Origin of the sequence: Flavobacterium zepuense (genome assembly GCF_007097145.1) — a bacterium.
Taxonomy (GTDB): domain Bacteria; phylum Bacteroidota; class Bacteroidia; order Flavobacteriales; family Flavobacteriaceae; genus Flavobacterium; species Flavobacterium zepuense.
The window spans coordinates 250,382-270,053 of sequence record NZ_VJVZ01000003.1; the positions used below are offsets into that span (position 1 = coordinate 250,382).

Genomic DNA, 19,672 nt, shown 5'->3' on the forward strand with positions numbered 1-19,672 from the left:
AACTATCGGGATGAGTTACGCGCTTTTATCGGTAAACTGTATAATTCTCAAAATAAGCATGTTAATTTTAAAAATAATTTAAAATGATTGTTTGCCGTGTGCGGGATTTTGCTTTCTTTGCCGCACAATAATCCTTTTAAGATATTTAAAAACAATTACTTATGAAAAAGCTAAAGATGCTTCTTGTTGTTGCTATGGTTGCGGTTGCTTTACCTGGTTTTGCCCAAAGAAAAAAAGTAGCCGTGGTTACTTTTTATGCTGAGAAGCAGGTAGACCTTGCCGATGTCGGCCTTGATGCCGTAACGGTTGCTGCCGACCTGATGAACGACCCTACGTTTAACCTTCAGCCGTTATTAAAAGAATACCACGATAAATTTTTTAATGAATACGCTAAAAAATTCCCTTTTGATTTAGTACCCGAAGCTACTGTAACAGGTAATGCCGCTTACCAAAGCTTTATGCCCGAATATACTGCCGGTTATACTGCCAGCAGTTTTGAGGTTATAGAGGGCTACAAGCCCCTTGACCATAACAATGGCAAGAAGAATGAAGAGGGCATGGAAAAGATATTTAATGATGTAGACGGTATTATGTTTGTTTACGTAAAGTTTGCACTTAACAAAGGTTTTGGCGTCGGCGGCACTGCAACCACTAAAATGCAGGCTTATACCAATATTGTGGTGTACAACAAAAAAGGCGATAAGGTATTTACCATTAACGAGCATGCCAACTCTAAAAAAACCGGTGTTATGGTGGGCGGTGTACCGGTTATGAAGGCTGAAAAGATATTGCCAATGTGCCAGAGCGCTTTAACCGAGCTTATGGAAGATCTTGATAAAAGGATTCAGAAAATAATAGATAAGGCCGGTAAAAAGCTGTAATTATGTAATACATACAGAAAATGCTGCACATGGTGCAGCATTTTTTATTTAGTAATAGTAAAGTTGGTGTATGCTATTTTGTAAGGTGTGTGTTGTTTTGCTTAAGCAGCCTCAATAGTATAGAGGCTAAAATTAGTATCATTTTCTAACACGAGCCCGGTTGCGGTATCGCTAATACATTGCGACAACTGCCTGTTAAGAGTTCTGTTTTTTTTAGATACCTTTCGGTTAAGGCGCAAACTTACCAATATGTAAGTGGTAAATTGTTTAACCTTTGTTACGTGTTTCCGCAGATCTTCAGATACCCCTGTGTCCTGGCGCGTACAAATAATTTTTGCATTGCCATTGCCCACAGTTGTTGCTGCATTTTCCCAAAAAGATCTTGGTACTTCCTGCCCTTCTGTAATTTTTAGATTGCTTTCCCCTGGCAATTCTAAAACAATAAAGTAATGGTGTTTCATATAATATTCGATTTGTAAATATTTACGTGAATATAGGATTACGAGTTTTAAGAAATTATAACATTAAGAAAATTTTAACAAGTGATACACTATTAATAATTTGTAACGTCTTATTTATTAGAAGAAATATAATTTTTATAACATTAAGTTTAAGATTATCTATGTAATTTAACATTATGAAAATAGCAACCTATAATGTAAATGGTGTAAACGGCAGGCTGAATGTGCTGCTTAGATGGCTGGCAGAAGCCAAACCTGATGTTGTTTGTCTGCAGGAACTAAAGGCTCCGCAGGAAAAATTTCCCATAGAGGCAATAAACGCCGCGGGATATAATGCCATTTGGCACGGACAAAAGCAATGGAATGGCGTTGCCATCCTGTCTAAATATGATATTGAAGAGGTGGGCCGCGGCCTGCCCGGCGACCCTGATGATGTACAAAGCCGGTACATAGAAGCCATGGTTAACAACATACTGGTGTGCTGCCTGTACCTGCCCAACGGCAACCCTGCGCCCGGCCCCAAGCTGGAATACAAGCTGAAATGGTTTGCCAGGCTTACCGCCCGTGCGGCACAACTGCTGGAGTTTAACATACCCGTGGTTATGGTGGGCGATTATAATGTTATGCCAACCGAACTGGACGTTTATAAGCCCCAACGCTGGGTAAACGATGCCCTTTTTAGGCCCGAAGTGCGGGAGGCTTTTCATAACCTTGTAGCCCAGGGGTGGACGGATGCTATACGAAAGCTGTACCCTACCGAAACGATTTACACTTTTTGGGATTATTTTAGGAACGCATACGGCCGCAACGCCGGGCTGCGCATAGATCATTTTCTACTCTCGCCCAAACTTGCCTCACGCCTTACCGCCGCAGGGGTAGACCGCGAAGTGCGCGGCTGGGAAAAAACCAGCGACCACGCCCCGGTATGGATTGAAGTTGGGGAGTAGCATGTAATTCTTAAACAATAAACAACAATATTGTTATGCTGAGCCTGTAGAAGCGCGGCAATATTTTTTAAAATAAAGTTAACCCTCGCGCTTCGGCAACTGTACTTGTGCAAGATTTTAGCCTAATAAACCCCTGTTTTTGGTCGGGATAAATTTTGTAAATTAGCCTTCCCAACAACGCGAAAAAAAATGCTATCGTATAATCCCAAAGAGTGGTTTTCGTTTATTTTCAGGTTCCATAAAGGCGATACGTTCAGGAAGCTAATCCCTTTAATGGCGGGAATTGGCGTGTATTCTGCGGTGGTTGCTTTCCTGGAAATTGAGTACTGGCAACTGGCCGATACCAGCCACATTAAAAACACTACGGTTATGCATACCATGCTGGGGTTTGTAATATCGCTGTTGCTGGTTTTTCGCACCAACACCGCTTACGACCGCTGGTGGGAGGGCCGCCGCATGTGGGGCTCGCTCGTTAACAACAGCCGAAACCTGGCCATAAAGCTTGCTGTAATGCTTAAAGATAAAGAAGATAAAGAAGATAAAGACTTCTTTAAGAGGATGATACCCACGTATGCTTCAGTGCTTAACCTGCACCTAAAGAACGCCGACATTAGCCATGAACTCTTTGATGATGCTACCCTCTCACCCGCCCATTACAACCATAAGCCAAACATGGTAGCCAAGGCCATTACGGGCAGGGTAAACGACCTATACATTGGTGGCAAACTAACTGGCGACCAATTAATTATACTCAACGCAGAGGTACTTAGCCTTACCGATATCTGCGGCGCCTGCGAGCGTATCAAGAACACTCCAATACCCTATTCTTACAGTGCCTTCATCAAGAAATTCATTTTCTTTTATGTGATGACACTGCCTTTTGGATATGTGTTTCAGTTGGGATATTTTGTAGTCCCTGTGGTGGTTTTTATATTTTATGTACTTGCAAGCCTGGAGCTTATAGCCGAGGAAATTGAAGACCCTTTTGGCACCGATGCTAACGACCTTCCGCTAGAGAAGATATCAGAAAACATTAAAAGAAATGTTGAAGAACTGCTTCAATAAACATTAATTAATATCAAATTAACAACATTAGGCTTCAAAATCAATAATTTTACGTGTAAAAAAAAATTATGAGTACCGATAAAAAACCATCAGAAGGCACCACCAGCGCCGATGACAACGTTAATAATAACATTTACATAGACAAAGACGGTAACGTTACACGCAAAGACGACCGCGACCGCAACGACAGCACCACCGATTGGGATGCTGAACAAAGCCGTACAGGCAGGCATAAATAAACGATCCTCTGCAATTTAACCGCTTTAAAAACGTTATTAACCTCACAAATACTACAGTTCTTGTAAATACTGGCAGAATTTTTGTTACTTTGTTTTTATCTTACAGGATTACATGAAGAAAATTTTTCTTATATCGTTGTTTTTATTGTCGCTTAGCACTTACGCTCAGGTAGATACGCATTCGGGTGGCATAGCTATACCCAAGGCAAAGGCTAATACAACCATTACGCCTTCTACCACAACTGTGAGTCCGGATAGCCCTTTTTCAGCTAAGCCAAAGGAAAAAAGCGACTTTAACCTCCCTAAATTTAGTGTAGGTGAAAAGAAAAGCGAATTTAGTATGTTTCAGGAAGAGAAATACGTAAACCGAAGTAGCGAATTTGCTGAGAGAGCGGCTGTTAAGCCTGAAGGCGAATCGAATGAAGCATATAGGGGTAATCAGAGTTTTGGAGAAGTACGTACTAAATCACAATACATACAGGTTATGGCACGCGATTTTGGTGCCGAAGATGGCGACCGCATCAAAGTCATGGTTAACGACAGGGTAGTTATTGCCGAAGTCACCCTCATCAACAGCTTTAAAGGTATTCAGATAACCTTAGATCCGGGTTTTAATAAAGTTGATTTTGAGGCACTTAATCAGGGTACATCTGGCCCAAATACGGCTGAGTTCAGGGTATATGACGATAAGCAGGGCCTCATTTCTAATAACCAATGGAACCTCGCCACAGGCTTTAAAGCTACTGTAATGGTTATTAAAGAATAATTATATTATCTTTTTTACAGATATCTACAGCAGTCCATATAAAATAACAAAGCCCCTGAAATTCAGGGGCTTTGTTATTTTATATGGTAAAGAAATTACTCTTTATTAGCAAGCTTTTTCTCTGTCCTTTTTTCTTTAATAAGCTCTATAGCGCCTCCGGTTACCCAGTACATTACAAACGGTACTAAAAACATCATTAACCAAAAACCTATTGAGATGATCGTTAAAAAAGCTAAAAAGCCTAAGTATTGAGAAAATTCCATGTCTGTGTTTATTTTTAATGCACCAAATATAGTGTGAATATTTTATTTAAGCAACGGGTATACGCTAAAATTCATACAAAATTAAATACGAAATCATTTTCTTTACCCTTCATTTATGCTTATTTTTGGCTGGCTTTAAAAACTGCCTGCACACAGCCAGGCTTTTACGGGGCTGTTAACCTTAATAAACATTACAACCATAAACATTTTAAAAAATGGAGTACAGGATTGAAAAAGACACCATGGGTGAAGTTAAAGTACCTGCAGAGAAATACTGGGGTGCACAAACCGAGCGTTCCCGCAATAACTTTAAAATTGGCCCTGTAGGCTCTATGCCTAAAGAAATTATAGAGGGCTTCGCATACCTTAAAAAAGCCGCTGCTTATGCCAATCACGACCTGGGTGTGCTTAGCGTAGAAAAACGCGATGCCATTGCACAGGTGTGCGAAGAGATATTACAAGGCAAACTGGACGACCAGTTCCCTTTAGTTATCTGGCAAACAGGGTCGGGCACACAAAGTAACATGAACGTTAACGAGGTGGTGGCTAACCGCGCCCAGGTAATTGCCGGCTTTAAAATAGGCGAAGGCGAACCGGTTCTTAAAGCTAACGATGATGTTAACAAATCGCAATCATCTAACGATACCTACCCTACCGGTATGCACATTGCTGCTTACAAAGCTGTGGTAGAGGTTACTATACCGGGTGTAGAAAAACTTAGAGATACGCTTAAGGCAAAATCGGAAGAGTTTATGAATGTGGTAAAAATAGGCCGTACCCACCTTATGGATGCTACTCCCCTAACCCTTGGGCAGGAGCTTTCCGGCTACGTGGCGCAGCTTACTTATGGCATTAAAGCGGTTAAAAATACACTGGCGCATTTATCTGAACTTGCCCTTGGCGGAACTGCCGTGGGTACCGGACTTAACACGCCTGATGGTTATGATGTTAAGGTAGCCGAATACATTGCTAAATTTACAGGATTGCCATTTGTAACGGCTCCCAATAAATTTGAGGCACTTGCCTCTCACGATGCTATTGTAGAGGCACACGGTGCGCTTAAACAACTTGCAGTTTCTCTAAATAAAATTGCTAACGATGTGCGTATGCTGGCTTCGGGTCCGCGTTCTGGTATTGGAGAGATCATCATACCTGAAAATGAGCCGGGATCGTCTATTATGCCGGGTAAAGTTAACCCTACACAATGTGAAGCGCTTACTATGGTTTGCGCGCAGGTTATGGGCAACGACGTTGCCATTAGCGTAGGCGGTATGCAGGGCCATTACGAGCTTAACGTGTTTAAACCGGTTATGGCGGCCAACTTCTTAAAGTCGGCACGTTTATTGGGCGATGCATGTATATCTTTTGATGAGCATTGCGCACAGGGTATTGAGCCTAACTACACCCGTATTAAAGAATTGGTAGACAACTCTTTAATGCTTGTAACGGCGCTTAACACCAAAATTGGCTATTACAAAGCTGCCGAAATTGCCCAGACAGCCCACAAAAACGGAACTACCCTTAAAGATGAGGCGGTACGTTTAGGCTATGTAACCCCGGAAGATTTTGATGCATGGGTTAAACCCGAAGATATGGTGGGTTCTTTAAAATAGTTCCTACCCAAAAATTATAACAGAGGCCTGCACGAGTAATTGTGCAGGTTTTTTTTAACTCCGGAGGAGTGCCATATTTATAGTAAAATATTTTCGGCATTTTTTATGAGCTTCGGAGTAGCGGCATATAATTCTTTTTTTCTTTGCCACGAATTACACCAATTTCACAAATTTTGAAACTAATTAGATTGGTGAAAATTTGTGTAATTCGTGGCTAAAATAAAAATTATCTTTGTACTATGAATATTATAGTAAAACCCGCCACTACCCAGCACCTGCCTGCTATTTTAGATATTATGAATTTTAATATCTTAAACAGTACCGCCGTATATGATTACAGCACAAAAACACTGCCCGATATGCAGCAATGGTTTGCCGATAAACAGGCTGCCAACTTGCCGGTTATTGTTGCCGAAAAGGATGATGTTCTTGTAGGCTACGCAAGCTACGGTACTTTTAGGGTAAAGGAAGGTTATAAATATACAGTAGAGCATTCGGTATATGTAGAGCCCTCGCACACAGGTAAAGGTATTGGCAACATATTATTAGCAGAGTTAATTTCTCTTGCCAAGCAGCAAGGCCTGCACTGCATGGTGGGCTGCATAGATGCTGATAACGCAGGCAGCATTGCCTTCCATAAAAAGTTTGGTTTTACAGATGGCGGAATCTTAAGGCAGTCGGGTTATAAATTTGACCGTTGGCTGGATTTGCAATTTATGCAGCTTATACTTAAGTAAGCTGCGAGGGCGCAACGCCAAACGCCTTTTTAAAAGCAAACGAAAAATGCGACAGGTTTTCAAAACCTACCTCTAAATACACATCCGATGGTTTTTTGCCTTTCTCAATAAGAGAACGGGCTTCCTCCAGGCGTTTTTGTTGCAGCCATTTGTTAGGCGTAGTGCTGAAAATCTTCTCAAAATCGCGTTTAAACGTGCTAAGGCTCCTACCCGTAAGGTAGGCAAACCGGTTTAAGTCGACATTAAAATGAAAGTTGCGAACCATAAAGGTTTTCAGGTCAATTTTACCAGGATCGTTAAAGTCGAACAAAACGTTAGCCAGTTGTGGCTGTGTTTCTAAAAGTAAAAGTGCAATTTCCTGTACTTTTATGTCCAGCAGTTTTTCGCTGGGCTTATCTTCGGTATTAATGTAGGCTATAAGCGATTCGGCATAGCTTTTATACAGCGGGTTTGGCTCAAGGCCAATAACCGACTGAAATTGAGATTTTTCATCGGTATATTTATAATTCTCTTTTAGTTTTAACAACGTTTGCGTATCAAGCATTACCGAAAGCGATTTGTATTCGCTACCCTGCTCTACAGGTTGTTTGATAAACTTTGCCAGCCTGTTCTTTACATAAAAAGCAAAATCGCCCGCTTTAAGGATATACACGGTATGCCCAACATTAATTTGCAGGCTGCCAGATTCTATATACGTAAAAATATGCTCAGGGATAAAGTTTTCGCTCTCCCTGCTAATTGTAGTATAACAGGAATAGATAACACCGCTATTTCTAAATATGTTTCCCATAAGTATAAAAAACACAGGCACTGGGGTGCCCGTGCCATGATTATCGGTTTAAATAAGACTTTGTAAACTCAGAATTAAAAAAGTCGCCTGCATTGTCCACATGATCAGTACTAAGGCTTACCGGGAGCCATTCTTCTTTTTCTTTTGCCCTTAAATCGTCCATATTCCCAAGCATTTTTATAGCTTCACTACCCAGCACTAAATGCACCGGCGGGTTAGGATGTGCAGTCAGGTTTACCATTACCTGCGCTGCTTTATCAGGGTCGCCTACGGCTACAAAAGTCCCGCCTTTAAAGAAATCTGCCCTGCTGTTTACCAGGCTGTATTCTTCTATTGTAGGAGCGTAGGTCATGCTATCACCGGCCCAGTCGGTCCTGAAACCTCCCGGCTCTACCGATGTTACCCAGATACCCAACTCTTTAACCTCCTGCGCAAGCGACTCTGTAAACCCGCTTACGCCAAATTTAGCCGCCTGGTATATACTTACGCCTGCGGTACCCATCCTGCCGCCAATTGAGCTTACCTGTAAGATCCTACCGCTTTTTTGTTTACGCATGTAAGGCAAAACGGCACGGGTAACTTCTATAACCGCATACAGGTTAGTTTCCAGCTGGCTGCGCACCTGCTCATCAGTGTAAGCCTCTGCGGCTCCGGTTATACCAAAGCCGGCATTATTAACCAATACATCAATCTTACCAAAATGGGCAACTGTTTCGGCAACGGCATCATGCACACGTGCATAATCGGTAACATCAAGTTGTACCGGCAGCAGCCTATCGCCGTATTTTGCTGCTAAATCATCTAACTGGCTAATGTTACGCGCCGTAGCGGCCACTTTATCTCCCGATTCTAATACCGCTACCGTAAGGCTGCGGCCCAATCCTCTTGAACTTCCTGTTATAAACCAAACTTTTTGCATAATATAATTGTTTTACTATTATAGTACAAAGTTCGGGTAATACAGAGGTAGGCATTTTGTTGGAACGTTCAAACTTACTTTGTTGTAACGTTCAGGTTTATTTTTTTTCGAGACGGGATAAAATATCGTTCATCATATCTACCTGAACTTTCTGAATTTCGATAAGCGATTGCTCCTGGTGTAGTATAAGGTGGTCTATCTTTTCATGGAGCATGCGTATCTCCAGTTCCGACTTTAAATTCACCATATAATCGTTTTGAGCTTTGTCGCGGTCTTTTTCGCCCTGGCGGTTCTGGCTCATCATAATCACGGGAGCCTGTAACGCCGCTACGCACGATAGTATAAGATTGAGCAAGATAAAAGGATACGGATCCCAGCCCTTATTAGCCAGCAACAAAATATTAACGGCTATCCAACCCAATAAAAAGGTGACAAAGATGATAATGAACGTCCAGCTGCCACCAAAAGAGGCAACCTTATCGGCTACACGTTGCCCAAAGGTAGCGTTAGCCAAGTCATCATCGTCATCAGGATTGTCCGATATTAGTGTCTTATCCTTAAGCGCCTGAACCACCTTGGTTTCCATCTCATCCAGCTGGCCCAGTTCCTGCTGCAAAAAGTCGGCTATATATTTTTCGCGGTACTCGTTAAGTTCGGTCATTGCCAGGCTGCAGGTATCATCAAAATCCGGATGGTCTTTTTTAATGACGTCAACTATAGGTTTGCGTACCAGGCTGGCATCCACCTTTTCGCGCTGTGGGAATTCTTTTCCCGAAATATCACTCGTAAATTTCATTTAATCTATTGTATTCAAGACTAAAACCAGTCTTTCTTTTTAAAATAAAACACCATGCAAATAATGGTAACCAGCATGACACCCCACACTATATAATAACCGTGCTCTGTATGCAGTTCGGGCATATTATCAAAGTTCATACCGTACACCCCCACTATAAAGGTAAGCGGCATAAAAATAACCGAAAAGATGGTTAGGGTTTTCATGATCTGGTTCATCCTTTGGCTTTGCGCCGAATAATGAAAATTGGACGCACTGTCTAAAGAGGTAAGGTCGTAATCTATCTGGTCCTGAAGTTCAAGGCATTTTTGGTGCAGGCGGGCAAAATAGGTATGGGTGCTTTTATTAATGGTTTCGTATTCCTCATCTTCTTTAGCGCTTTTAAGGTTATATAAAGCTTCGCGCAAGGGCGTTATGGCACGCTTTAAAAAGATAAGGTTGTCTTTTGTTTTTTCTACCTCGCTTATAAAATTGCGGCGCGTAGCCGATTTCGATTCGTCACTTAACAGCTCTATTTTGCCCTCATACTTTTCTATGGTTATGAAAAAATTCTCCATAATGGCATCCAGCATAAGGTACAGCAGGAAATCATTTTTCTTTTTACGAACAATGCCCGTACCGGTACGGATACGCCCACGGATGTGCTCAAAATAGTCGCTCTTTTTTTCCTGGAATGATACAATTACTTCATCCTTCAGCAAAAAGCTAACCTGTTCAGTCTTAATGTTACCGTTTTCTTCTTCAGGCAGTATCGATTTTACACTAAAGAACAGCACGTCGCCCAGCTCTTCAATACGCGTGCGGCGCGATACGTTGAGTATATCGCCCACCACTAAGCTGTCTATCTTAAAAAGGTCGCCTATTTGCTTAACCAATTCAATATCATGAAGCCCATGCACATTAAGCCACTTGGTATCATCTATTTGCAGTTCGTCCTTACATTCCTTAACCACACGGTCTAACGATACGTTCTTGTATTCTTCATACCCATCTTCATTAAAAACAAAAAGCTGCATTTCTACAGGCTCTGTCTTATACTCCCCGGTATATTCAAAATAGTTGGGCTGTACCTTGCGTACTTTTCTGTATTCTATCCTTTTCACTAAAAAGCAAATTTGTATCCTATAAATATAGGAGTTTTTTAAAAACGCTTCTTATTTTTACAAAAAGTTTAAATATGCCTATCCTTATAACCAATATAAAAGAATTACTTCAAATCCGCGAAAGCGGAATAACCAAACTGAGTGGTGCCGAGATGGCGCAACTGCCCCTGATTAACAATGCCTGGCTGCATTTAGATGGCGACATTATTAAAGGCTTTGGCACAATGGATACCTGCCCCACCCTGCCCAATGCACAGCTGATTGACGCTACAGGCAAAACCGTGCTCCCTGCCTGGTGCGACAGCCATACCCATATTGTGTATGCCGGCAACCGGGAGCAGGAGTTTGTAGACCGCATTAACGGCCTAAGCTATGAGGAAATTGCCAACCGTGGCGGCGGCATTTTAAATTCGGCTAAAAAGCTGAATGAAACTACCGAAGACGATTTGTTTGCACAATCTAAATTACGGCTGGAAGAAGTCATGCAGCAGGGTACGGGTGCTGTTGAGATAAAATCGGGCTACGGGCTAACCGTTGATGGCGAGCTTAAAATGCTGCGTGTTATCAAACGCCTGCGCGAGGCCTACCCTATTGCTATTAAGGCTACATTTTTGGGGGCGCATGCCTTTCCTAAAGAATTTAAGGAAGACCATTCTGGTTATATCGATTTAATTGTGAATGAAATGCTTCCGGCTATAGCCGAAGAAAAGCTGGCCGATTATATTGATGCCTTTTGCGAAACGGGATATTTCTCGGTAGCAGAAACCGAGCGTATTATGGATGCCGGCAAAAAGTACGGCCTGCGTGCTAAAATTCACGTGAACCAGTTTACCGCCATTGATGGTATTGCCGCCTGCGTTAAGCACGACGCCCTGAGTGTAGACCACCTTGAAATTGTGACTGATGAAGATATTGAAGCTTTAAAGAACAGTAATACCATGCCGGTGGCCTTACCTACCTGCTCCTTTTTTATTAGTATCCCTTACACACCCGCACGCAAAATGCTGGATGCGGGATTGCCGCTTGCCTTGGCAACCGACTTTAACCCCGGCACCACACCAAGCGGCAACATGAACCTTGTTGTTGCAACGGCCTGCATTAAAATGAAAATGACTCCCGAAGAAGCCATTAATGCCGCCACCCTAAACGGTGCTTATGCCATGAGGTTAAGTAACAGCCACGGCAGTATCACTGTAGGTAAAAGTGCTAGCATTATCATTACCAAACCACTTACCTCCTACTATCAGTTGCCGTATGCCTTTGGAAGTAACTTAATAGATACGGTTATTATTGAGGGGCAGATAATTTAGTTATTATGCTTTCTGCAATGCGCTGTACCATTCGCGGTGTACATCAAAACCGCCGTCGCGAAGAAATAAATAGGCATGGTCTACAAGTGTTAGGAAGTCCTGAGCAGTGAAATCGCTAAAGTTGTCCTGTACCCGTCCGCCTCCCTGAAAGTAGGTAAAGGTAATATTGCCACTTACATCGGCTGCAATGGTGGCGGGTATGTTGCCAAAGTTAAGCCATACGGTAAGGCTTTTGCCATCGTTACCATAAGTGTAAATAAAGTCGATTCCCGCTGTATCGCATTTGGCCTGCAGGGCATCTTTGTACTTATCAAAACCTTTATCTGTTATAAGGCCGCTTAATGTTTCGTTGCTCATATTTTAGTTTTTTGATACCGAGATCTCGGCATACACTGGCAGGTGGTCGCTTGGATACCTGCAATTTTTAGAATCGCTTAAAACGGCATATTTGTTTACAGTTATTCCTTTACTGGCTGTAAAGATATAATCGATACGCTTTGTAACCGGCTTATTAAATTCAAAATTGTTGAAAGTGCCATCCGGCCCGAAAACCTGTTTTGCAATGGCTTTGCTATCTTTTAATTGCGATGCTATAAGCTTAATGCTCTCGCTGTCATCTTCTAAATTAAAATCGCCGGTAAGTACAAACGGCAGGTTTTGTTTGTTAAGTTCCTTTATTTTGGCGATTATAAGTTTTGCACTTTCTACACGGGCAACATCGCCTATATGGTCAAAATGGGTATTAAAAACCCATAGCTTTTGTTTGGTAGTTTTGTCTTCAAACAGGCCGTAGGTGCACACCCTGTTACAGGCGGCATCCCAGCCTCTGGAGACTTTATCGGGAGTTTGCGAAAGCCAGAACGTTGACTGCTGCACAACTTTATACTTTTTATCATTATAAAAAATAGCCGAATATTCGCCTTGGTTTTTGCCATCATCCCGGCCAACACCTATATAGCTGTAGTGTGCAAATGTACTGTCTAAGTAGTGTACCTGTTGCGGTAATGCTTCCTGCACGCCCATAAAATCGGGTTCGTAAAACAGTACCTGCTGTGCCAGCCAGGCCTTACGGTTGTTCCATTGGTTATCGCCGTCGGTTGTAGTTTCCAATCTTAGGTTGTAACTCATTAACTTAATATTTTGCGCAACAGCTGCTATACCTGTTGAAAGCGTAAAAGCGAGTATCAGTAATTTTTTCATATTGAGATATTTTGTGAAGTAGGCAGGTAGCCCAAAGCCGCCAGCTCGCTTTCTGTGTTAACAGGTATGAGCTGTGCGTTTTTTAGCAAAAGGTTTTTGTTGCTTATAGACAGCACATCGCGGTAGTAATGGTCGGTTACAATAATACCTTTATTTGCCGATAGTGTTATTAAAAACTCCTTTATCTTTTCTTTAAATAACGGCTCTACCATAGAGAATGGCTCATCGAGCATCAGGAACGAATGGTTTAAATTGCCCACAAGCAGCAGCTCTAAATAGCGTAATTCGCCCATAGAAAGCTTTCCTACCTGCGTATTGGTCATTTTGTGGATGCCATCGGCATAAAATATTTTGTCCTGTAAATCGCCTTTAAAGTATAGCGGAATGACATCCCTGACCTTTAATGCCTTAGGAATAAACGGATCCTGCGGCAGGTAGCCAATTATTTGCTTTGGGATAATGTGCTTTGCCGCTACATAAACATCGTTAAATTGTATCCTGACGCTATCAGCCTTTTCTGTACCGAATAGTATCTTTAACAACGTAGACTTACCCGAACCGTTACTGCCAAAAATACTCAATATATCACTCGTAGTACAGCGCAGGCCGGCATTATCAAGCACTACCTTGCCTTTAAACGATTTGGTAAGTTGTGTTATGGTAAGGGTATTCATTTAAAAGCTCAGGATTAAAATAAGCAACGGTATGGCCATGATTGCGTTGAGGGCAAAAACCATAAAGGCAAGCCTGGTTTTGGTGTAACCCAGGTTGTAATAAAAATAATAATGCTGCCTGTAAAATGTGTAGTACGCCAAAAGCCCCATGCAGGGGCCAAAAGTACACAACGCGATAGGGAACCAATGCAGCCCAGATATTGCCAATACACCGGATGCCGGCACACTAACGGCGTTAATGGTAAAGTAGTAATTCCAGAACGCTTTAGGAATCACTATTCCTTATCCTTTTTATGAACCAGTAGTTTGTCTACAATTTTGCTGGAAGCTTTTTCAGGAAAGGCATCATTACCTGTAACCAGTACTCCTTTAACTCCCGATGTAGACTCTATGCCGTATACGGTAGCCTCGTCATCCGGGTTGCTGTCGCCTTCGTAAAAGTAAAGGTGGGTAATTTCAAATTCGTCGTGGCTAAATTTACCCGAATGGTACGCCAGCCAGTTTTCCTGTATGTTGAAATCTTCGGTGTAGCCTTTTTCCCTTAGTTCGTCGATTGCTTTTATAACAGTAGCGTAGTGGTAAACAATGCTCATTGGTATGGTTTATTTGGTTAAACCCAAATTTAATAAAAAAACGCCGGTTAGTACCAGCGTTTTTTATTTTGTTTAGAAGCTTCTGACTTCCTTGAATTGTTTTTCTTTTGGTTGCCTCCCTGTCCGGTTTTGGGCTGCTTGTTCCTTAAATCCGGCTTTTGGCCTTCTTTTTCGGCATCTTCGCCCATTCCGTAAGGGTAAGGGTGTCCTTCTATAACCTTTATCTGCATACGGATAAGCTTCTCTATATCTTTAAGATAAGGTTTCTCATCTTTAGCACAAAATGATATGGCTAAACCACTATTACCGGCACGGCCTGTACGGCCAATACGGTGAACGTAGGTTTCAGGAATATTCGGTAAGTCAAAGTTTATAACAAACGGCAGGCTTTCAATATCAATACCACGGGCAGCAATATCAGTAGCAACCAGTACGGGTATTTCTTTATTTTTAAAAGCCTCCAGCACGCGCTGCCTTGAGTTCTGTGATTTATCACCGTGAATGGCACCACTTTCTACACCGTTCTTTTTAAGGGCCTTAACTACATTATCGGCTCCGTGTTTGGTACGGGTAAACACCAATACATTATCCAGGTTTTCGTTGCGGATAAGGTGGTACAAGAGCTTGCGCTTATCGCCTTTATCTACAAAATATACCTGTTGTTTAACTTTTTCCGCCGTAGATGATATCGGCGCAACCGAAACATACTGCGGTTTAGTAAGGAATGTATCAGCAAGTTCGCGTATTGCCACCGGCATGGTAGCCGAAAACAACAGCGTTTGCCTGTTATCGGGCGTAAGTTTAATAATTTTCTTTACATCGTTGATAAAGCCCATATCCAGCATCTGGTCGGCTTCATCAAGCACAAGTGTATGCAGGTGGTCAAACTTAATAAAACCCTGCTTATGAAGGTCTAATAGCCTTCCCGGGGTAGCAATAAGGATATCGACACCTTTACGAAGCTGATCGGTTTGCGAAACTTGGTTTACACCGCCAAAAATAGTAAGCTGGCGAATGTTAGTGTATTTGCCGTACGTATCAAAGCTTTCGCCAATTTGCAGGGCAAGCTCGCGGGTAGGGGTAACTACAAGGGCACGTATGTATTTAACTTTAGTAGCAGAACCCACTATGCGGTGCAGGTTGTGCAGTATAGGCACTGCAAAGGCAGCCGTTTTACCGGTACCGGTCTGGGCACAGCCTACAAGGTCGGTCCCATCCATAATTACGGGTATGGCCTGTTCCTGTATTGGGGTAGGGTTTTCGTAACCTTCCTCGGTTAGGGCCTGTTGTATATTTCTTAGTAAATTAAGATCTTCAAATTTCATTTAAAACGTATTAAGTGCTTAACAGTTAGTGCCAAGCTGCGGCAAAGATACGCCTTTTTGCCCAGCTTTAGGCATATATAAGGCTATTGGCGGTATTTACCGGTGTATAACAAACAAAAAGCAGGAATAATTTCCTGCTTTTTCAACTTTTTTATTTACAAAAAATTAAAGTTTAATTTCTTTAGATTTTATAAAATCGGTAACCAGGCAGGCTATCAGCATACCTGTAAGCTGCGGGTTATTTTCGTAGCCAAAGTTAGGTGCGCCCTCGCAAATATGCAGGTAGGCCGCGTTGTTGTTCTTACCAAAATAATGCACGAACTGCCTTGCTTTTTCTACGCTGAAACCGCTTGGCGTCATGGCGCTGCTGGCTGTGTTTAAAATAGCATCAAGGTCTATCTCCAGCCCAAAAGGCTCTTCGCGAATAAACTCCAGGGCCTTCTCCTTTTCCTCGGCAAAGCCTTTTTCCTTGCGGATGGCAATTTGCTCGTAAGTATTGTAGCGTATCCTCTCGGCATATTTTTTTATGCTCTCCATAACCCCTTTAGATACATAGTTTTCGTGCAGCCCAAATATAAAGTAGTGCTTTAAGAAACCTTCCTCAAAAGCATAAGAAAAGCCGTTACTGCTGTGCCTTCCTTCCAGCATCCTGAAATCGGCATGGGCATCAAAATTTATAGCGTTTACGGGCTTGCCTTTCGCAAGGGCAGTACCTTTTATGTTACCGTAAGCATTATTGTGGCCTCCGCCTATTACAACCGGTATTTTACCCGATTTTACAATTTGGCATATAATATGCGAAACGTCTTTATCAATTTTTTCTACCAAAAGCATCAGCTGCTTGCGGCCTTCTTTAGTACCCGCATCAAGCGTTTCTGCCTCTTTTTGGGCAGCGGCAACATCAAGCTGGCCTAAAATTAATAACCTTCCGCCCTTGCAAAATTTGTTGTGCTGCAGGTTTACAATGCTCTTTACGGCCTGCTCCCATGCCAGTGCAGTACCGGGCCTGCCATAGTCGGCACGTACGCCAATATCTTCGGGTATCCCAAACAGAACAAATTCTGCCTCAGAGGTTTCTATATCGTCAAACAGGGTGGCATCATTGGTAAGTGTAAGAATACGCTCACCAAATTTTATCTCTCCACTGCGCTGTGATGTATACTTAGTTAGGTCGGCCTGAGTAAACCTTATGATGTTTTCCATAGCTGTAAAGTTGCAGTCAAAAATACTATAATTCTTTAATTTTTCGTTAAAAAGAAAACGGACTATTAAAATATATATAAATTTGAAAAAAATAATTTAAGATGGAAAACCAAAAAAGCAATTCAAGTTTAAAGGCAATTATTATTGTATTATCAATTTTACTTGTGGGAAGTTTAGCTTATATGTACAAAATGAGTACAGATAGTGAGAAAACTGAAAAGAAATTAGTAACTGAAAAAGAAGGTTTGTTAAACGACCTTAAAGCTGCCAAAGCAAATTATGATGCTGCTATTGCAGAAAACACCGGGCTAAGCGAAGAGCTGGTTGCAGAGCGTGCAAAAATTGAAAGTTTAATTGCCGAAGTAGAAAAATCAAAAGGTGATGTAAAATCGTTACAGCACTTTAAAGACGACTACAGGAGGCTAAAGCGTGATATGGATAAGCTTATTGCCGAAAATAACAAGCTCAAGCAAGAGAATGGTACGCTTACTACTCAACGCGACAGCACTATGACAGCTTTAGGCGAAACTAAGCGTTATAACGATACGCTTATGTCTCAAAACGAAAACCTTAGCAGGACTGTAGAAAAAGCAGCTAAAGTGCAGGTACTTAACCTTAAAGCCGAATCGTTTAAAGAAAAAAGCTCCGGTAAACTTGTTGCTACTGAGAAAGCTAAACGTGTAGATGTGCTTAAAGTGAGCTTTACACTTGCTGCTAACGAAGTAGCTAAAACTGGTAACAAAATGTATTATATACAGGTTATTGACAGCAAAAACAACGTAGTAGGCGAAAAGAAAACAGAAGTTTTTGGTGACTATACCCTTACATACAGCTTTATTACCAACGCTATTTATGAAGGTAAAACTATGGAAGTTGCTGAAACTATTGCCGGTAAAGATTTTGCAAAAGGACTTTACACTGTAAACGTTTTTGATAAAGACCAACTTGTTGGCAACAAAACATTTACGCTTAAATAGTACTTGTTAAACTATATTAAAAGAGGCTGCCATTAGGCAGCCTCTTTTTTTTGCAATTTATTACAGGTACATCGGCGTAGACCGGCATCTGAATTTATAAATAACGATAGTTACGTTTAGCAGCTTCTAAAAATATAATAACTTACACTTAAATACGCACGCAAGAAAAAGCCGCCTAAAAATTAATTTAGGCGGCTATATTATATATCATCTTATTATTCTACTACTACTTTATCGGTTTTAGGAACCTTTACAATTACATACGGGTTTGTAAGTGCCATAGTTGCCATATCCTCAGGTGCTGCCTCAACTTTTTTAATATACGCTGTGTTACCGCTGACACCTACATTAGCAACATCTATACTGTAACCTCCGGTATTTTTTTGCCCCATATACAATACAACAACATTAAACGACGCAAAATCTATCTGCGGAACTTCCTCAACATTAAGCTCTTTGTACAATGCTGCGAGCTTTTCCTGAGATTTTATGGTTGCATGGCCGGGTTGATCTTTTCCGCCGTAAGCTTCTTTCTTTAAAACGTCGAATCCGGCATTAGGATCGTTTGTAATTGTCTCCTTTTTAGCGTTACAGCTAACCATTAAGACCAAAAAGCAGGTAAGAGTAATTAGTTTTTTCATACAAATTGTTGTTTTAGTGCCCTGCGGTATATTTGCTCATACATAGGCATTATGCGTTGAATATCAAATTCTTTTGCCACCTCAAGGGCATTGGCTTTAAATTGTGCAAGCTTATCATCGTCCGATAAAATTGAGACGGCTTTCTCAGCCATCCCTCGTACATCACCCACATTGCCAAGATACCCTGAATACCCATCACGGTTAACCTCTGGCAATCCACCGGTGTTAGACGATATAACCGGTACACCAACAGCCATCGCTTCTAAGGCTGCAAGGCCAAAGCTCTCCGTTTGCGAAGGCAGCAGGAACAGGTCAGAAAAGCAAAGTATCTCGTTAATCTCATGGCTGTTGCCAAAGAAAACCACCTTATCACTAATACCCAGCTCTTCCGCCAGTTTTTCCGCAGGTTCGCGTTCGGGGCCATCACCTACCATCATAAGGCGGGCAGGGATGCTCTTTTGTATCTCATTAAATATCTTAACCACATCGGGTATGCGTTTTACTTCCCTAAAGTTACTTATGTGTGTAACTATCTTTTCGCCACCCGGAGCCATAATAGCCCTTTTACATGGTGTGTTAGCCGATTTTTCCTGATTAACTTCTATAAAGTTAGGAATCACAAAAATTTCGCGCTTAATATCAAAGAGCCTGTAGGTTTCATCTTTAAGGTCCTGCGAAACCGACGTTACCACATCAGAATGGTTAATACTGAAACTTACCGCCGGCTTATAGAACGGGTGATTGCCTACAAGGGTAATATCGGTACCATGAAGGGTGGTAACCATAGGGATCTTAATACCCTGCTCCTTAAGCATTTTCTTGGCCATATAGCCTGCATAAGCATGCGGAATGGCGTAGTGCACGTGCAGCAGTTCTATACCGTGCAGCTTAACCATATCTACCAGTTTGCTGGATAGCGCCAGTTCATACGGCTGGTAATGAAACAGCGGATATTCCGGTACGTGTACTTCGTGGTAATGTATATTGGGGTTAAGCAGTGCAAGGCGCACGGGCTGCCTGTATGTTATAAAGTGTATCTCGTGTCCCCTGCGGGCAAGTTCCAAACCTAATTCGGTTGCAACAACGCCGCTCCCGCCAAAGGTGGGGTAACAAACTATTGCGATTTTCATAAAAAAGTATTCAAAAATAAAACAACGAAATTAAATAAA

Annotated in this window: 24 protein-coding genes; 9 read left to right on the plus strand and 15 right to left on the minus strand. The window is 41.8% G+C overall.

Annotated features, from left to right (window positions below):
- The first annotated feature begins 161 nt into the window (after nt 1-161).
- On the plus strand, nt 162-881 hold the full coding sequence (locus tag FMM05_RS06415) for a hypothetical protein (protein WP_143372515.1): 720 nt from the start codon (nt 162-164) through the stop codon (nt 879-881).
- Nucleotides 882-982: 101 nt separating this feature from the next.
- Here FMM05_RS06415 and FMM05_RS06420 read toward each other — a convergent pair whose 3' ends face one another.
- Nucleotides 983-1,342 carry a hypothetical protein gene (locus FMM05_RS06420; RefSeq protein WP_143372516.1) on the minus strand — a complete coding sequence of 120 codons (360 nt, stop codon included), beginning with the start codon at nt 1,340-1,342 and terminating at the stop codon, nt 983-985.
- Between the two features lie 176 nt (nt 1,343-1,518).
- On the opposite strand from FMM05_RS06420, the gene xth reads away from it, so the two are divergent.
- From xth to FMM05_RS06435, 4 genes are all read left to right on the plus strand, one after another.
- Nucleotides 1,519-2,289 carry an exodeoxyribonuclease III gene (gene xth, locus FMM05_RS06425; RefSeq protein WP_143372517.1) on the plus strand — a complete coding sequence of 257 codons (771 nt, stop codon included), beginning with the start codon at nt 1,519-1,521 and terminating at the stop codon, nt 2,287-2,289.
- Between the two features lie 189 nt (nt 2,290-2,478).
- Nucleotides 2,479-3,354 (plus strand): bestrophin family protein, encoded by an 876-nt coding sequence (locus FMM05_RS06430; protein WP_143372518.1) that lies wholly within the window; start codon nt 2,479-2,481, stop codon nt 3,352-3,354.
- Nucleotides 3,355-3,422: 68 nt separating this feature from the next.
- Complete coding sequence (locus FMM05_RS20945; RefSeq protein WP_185965521.1) at nt 3,423-3,593, plus strand: hypothetical protein; 171 nt, start codon at nt 3,423-3,425, stop codon at nt 3,591-3,593.
- 112 nt (nt 3,594-3,705) lie between these two features.
- Complete coding sequence (locus tag FMM05_RS06435; protein ID WP_143372519.1) at nt 3,706-4,359, plus strand: hypothetical protein; 654 nt, start codon at nt 3,706-3,708, stop codon at nt 4,357-4,359.
- Between the two features lie 95 nt (nt 4,360-4,454).
- On the opposite strand, the gene FMM05_RS20950 is transcribed toward FMM05_RS06435, so the two are convergent.
- Nucleotides 4,455-4,622 (minus strand): hypothetical protein, encoded by a 168-nt coding sequence (locus tag FMM05_RS20950; RefSeq protein WP_185965522.1) that lies wholly within the window; start codon nt 4,620-4,622, stop codon nt 4,455-4,457.
- 215 nt (nt 4,623-4,837) lie between these two features.
- On the opposite strand from FMM05_RS20950, the gene fumC reads away from it, so the two are divergent.
- Together fumC and FMM05_RS06445 are read left to right on the plus strand one after the other, a co-directional pair.
- Nucleotides 4,838-6,235 (plus strand): class II fumarate hydratase, encoded by a 1,398-nt coding sequence (gene fumC / locus FMM05_RS06440; RefSeq protein WP_143372520.1) that lies wholly within the window; start codon nt 4,838-4,840, stop codon nt 6,233-6,235.
- Nucleotides 6,236-6,474: 239 nt separating this feature from the next.
- A complete protein-coding gene (locus FMM05_RS06445; RefSeq protein ID WP_143372521.1) occupies nt 6,475-6,972 on the plus strand; it encodes a GNAT family N-acetyltransferase in 498 nt (165 codons plus the stop codon).
- Here FMM05_RS06445 and FMM05_RS06450 read toward each other — a convergent pair.
- The 4 genes from FMM05_RS06450 to corA form a co-directional block, all read right to left on the minus strand.
- Nucleotides 6,965-7,762 (minus strand): AraC family transcriptional regulator, encoded by a 798-nt coding sequence (locus tag FMM05_RS06450; protein ID WP_143372522.1) that lies wholly within the window; start codon nt 7,760-7,762, stop codon nt 6,965-6,967. The two genes, FMM05_RS06445 and FMM05_RS06450, sit on opposite strands and share 8 nt — an antisense overlap.
- Nucleotides 7,763-7,802: 40 nt before the next feature.
- Nucleotides 7,803-8,681, minus strand: coding sequence for an SDR family NAD(P)-dependent oxidoreductase (locus FMM05_RS06455; RefSeq protein WP_143372523.1), 879 nt, complete (start codon nt 8,679-8,681; stop codon nt 7,803-7,805).
- A 97-nt stretch (nt 8,682-8,778) separates the two neighbouring features.
- Entirely contained in the window at nt 8,779-9,477 is a 699-nt protein-coding gene (locus FMM05_RS06460; protein WP_143372524.1) for a DUF1003 domain-containing protein, read from the minus strand.
- A 20-nt stretch (nt 9,478-9,497) separates the two neighbouring features.
- Entirely contained in the window at nt 9,498-10,580 is a 1,083-nt protein-coding gene (gene corA / locus FMM05_RS06465) for a magnesium/cobalt transporter CorA (RefSeq protein ID WP_143372525.1), read from the minus strand.
- A 74-nt stretch (nt 10,581-10,654) separates the two neighbouring features.
- On the opposite strand from corA, the gene hutI reads away from it, so the two are divergent.
- A complete protein-coding gene (gene hutI, locus FMM05_RS06470) occupies nt 10,655-11,890 on the plus strand; it encodes an imidazolonepropionase (protein ID WP_143372526.1) in 1,236 nt (411 codons plus the stop codon).
- A 3-nt stretch (nt 11,891-11,893) separates the two neighbouring features.
- On the opposite strand, the gene FMM05_RS06475 is transcribed toward hutI, so the two are convergent.
- From FMM05_RS06475 to FMM05_RS06505, 7 genes are all read right to left on the minus strand, one after another.
- On the minus strand, nt 11,894-12,247 hold the full coding sequence (locus FMM05_RS06475; RefSeq protein WP_143372527.1) for a hypothetical protein: 354 nt from the start codon (nt 12,245-12,247) through the stop codon (nt 11,894-11,896).
- A gap of 3 nt (nt 12,248-12,250) precedes the next feature.
- Complete coding sequence (locus tag FMM05_RS06480) at nt 12,251-13,090, minus strand: endonuclease/exonuclease/phosphatase family protein (RefSeq protein ID WP_143372528.1); 840 nt, start codon at nt 13,088-13,090, stop codon at nt 12,251-12,253.
- Nucleotides 13,087-13,764: an ATP-binding cassette domain-containing protein gene (locus tag FMM05_RS06485; RefSeq protein ID WP_143372529.1), complete on the minus strand. Its 678-nt coding sequence runs from the start codon at nt 13,762-13,764 to the stop codon at nt 13,087-13,089. Before FMM05_RS06485 ends, FMM05_RS06480 begins: the two co-directional genes overlap by 4 nt.
- On the minus strand, nt 13,765-14,040 hold the full coding sequence (locus tag FMM05_RS06490; protein ID WP_143372530.1) for a hypothetical protein: 276 nt from the start codon (nt 14,038-14,040) through the stop codon (nt 13,765-13,767).
- Entirely contained in the window at nt 14,040-14,357 is a 318-nt protein-coding gene (locus FMM05_RS06495) for a hypothetical protein (RefSeq protein ID WP_143372531.1), read from the minus strand. The genes FMM05_RS06490 and FMM05_RS06495 overlap by 1 nt, the downstream gene beginning before the upstream one ends.
- 47 nt (nt 14,358-14,404) lie before the next feature.
- Nucleotides 14,405-15,682: a DEAD/DEAH box helicase gene (locus FMM05_RS06500; RefSeq protein WP_143372532.1), complete on the minus strand. Its 1,278-nt coding sequence runs from the start codon at nt 15,680-15,682 to the stop codon at nt 14,405-14,407.
- Between the two features lie 165 nt (nt 15,683-15,847).
- Nucleotides 15,848-16,885: a formimidoylglutamase gene (locus FMM05_RS06505; RefSeq protein ID WP_143372533.1), complete on the minus strand. Its 1,038-nt coding sequence runs from the start codon at nt 16,883-16,885 to the stop codon at nt 15,848-15,850.
- A gap of 191 nt (nt 16,886-17,076) precedes the next feature.
- Here FMM05_RS06505 and FMM05_RS06510 point away from each other — a divergent pair, with 191 nt between their 5' ends.
- The gene (locus FMM05_RS06510) at nt 17,077-17,862 is read left to right on the plus strand and encodes a hypothetical protein (protein ID WP_317129562.1); all 786 of its coding nucleotides are present in this window, start codon (nt 17,077-17,079) and stop codon (nt 17,860-17,862) included.
- 215 nt (nt 17,863-18,077) lie between these two features.
- Here FMM05_RS06510 and FMM05_RS06515 read toward each other — a convergent pair whose 3' ends face one another.
- Both FMM05_RS06515 and bshA read right to left on the minus strand, forming a co-directional pair.
- A complete protein-coding gene (locus FMM05_RS06515; RefSeq protein ID WP_143372535.1) occupies nt 18,078-18,503 on the minus strand; it encodes a protease complex subunit PrcB family protein in 426 nt (141 codons plus the stop codon).
- Nucleotides 18,500-19,633, minus strand: coding sequence for an N-acetyl-alpha-D-glucosaminyl L-malate synthase BshA (gene bshA, locus FMM05_RS06520; RefSeq protein ID WP_143372536.1), 1,134 nt, complete (start codon nt 19,631-19,633; stop codon nt 18,500-18,502). The genes FMM05_RS06515 and bshA overlap by 4 nt, the downstream gene beginning before the upstream one ends.
- Nucleotides 19,634-19,672: the final 39 nt, after the last annotated feature.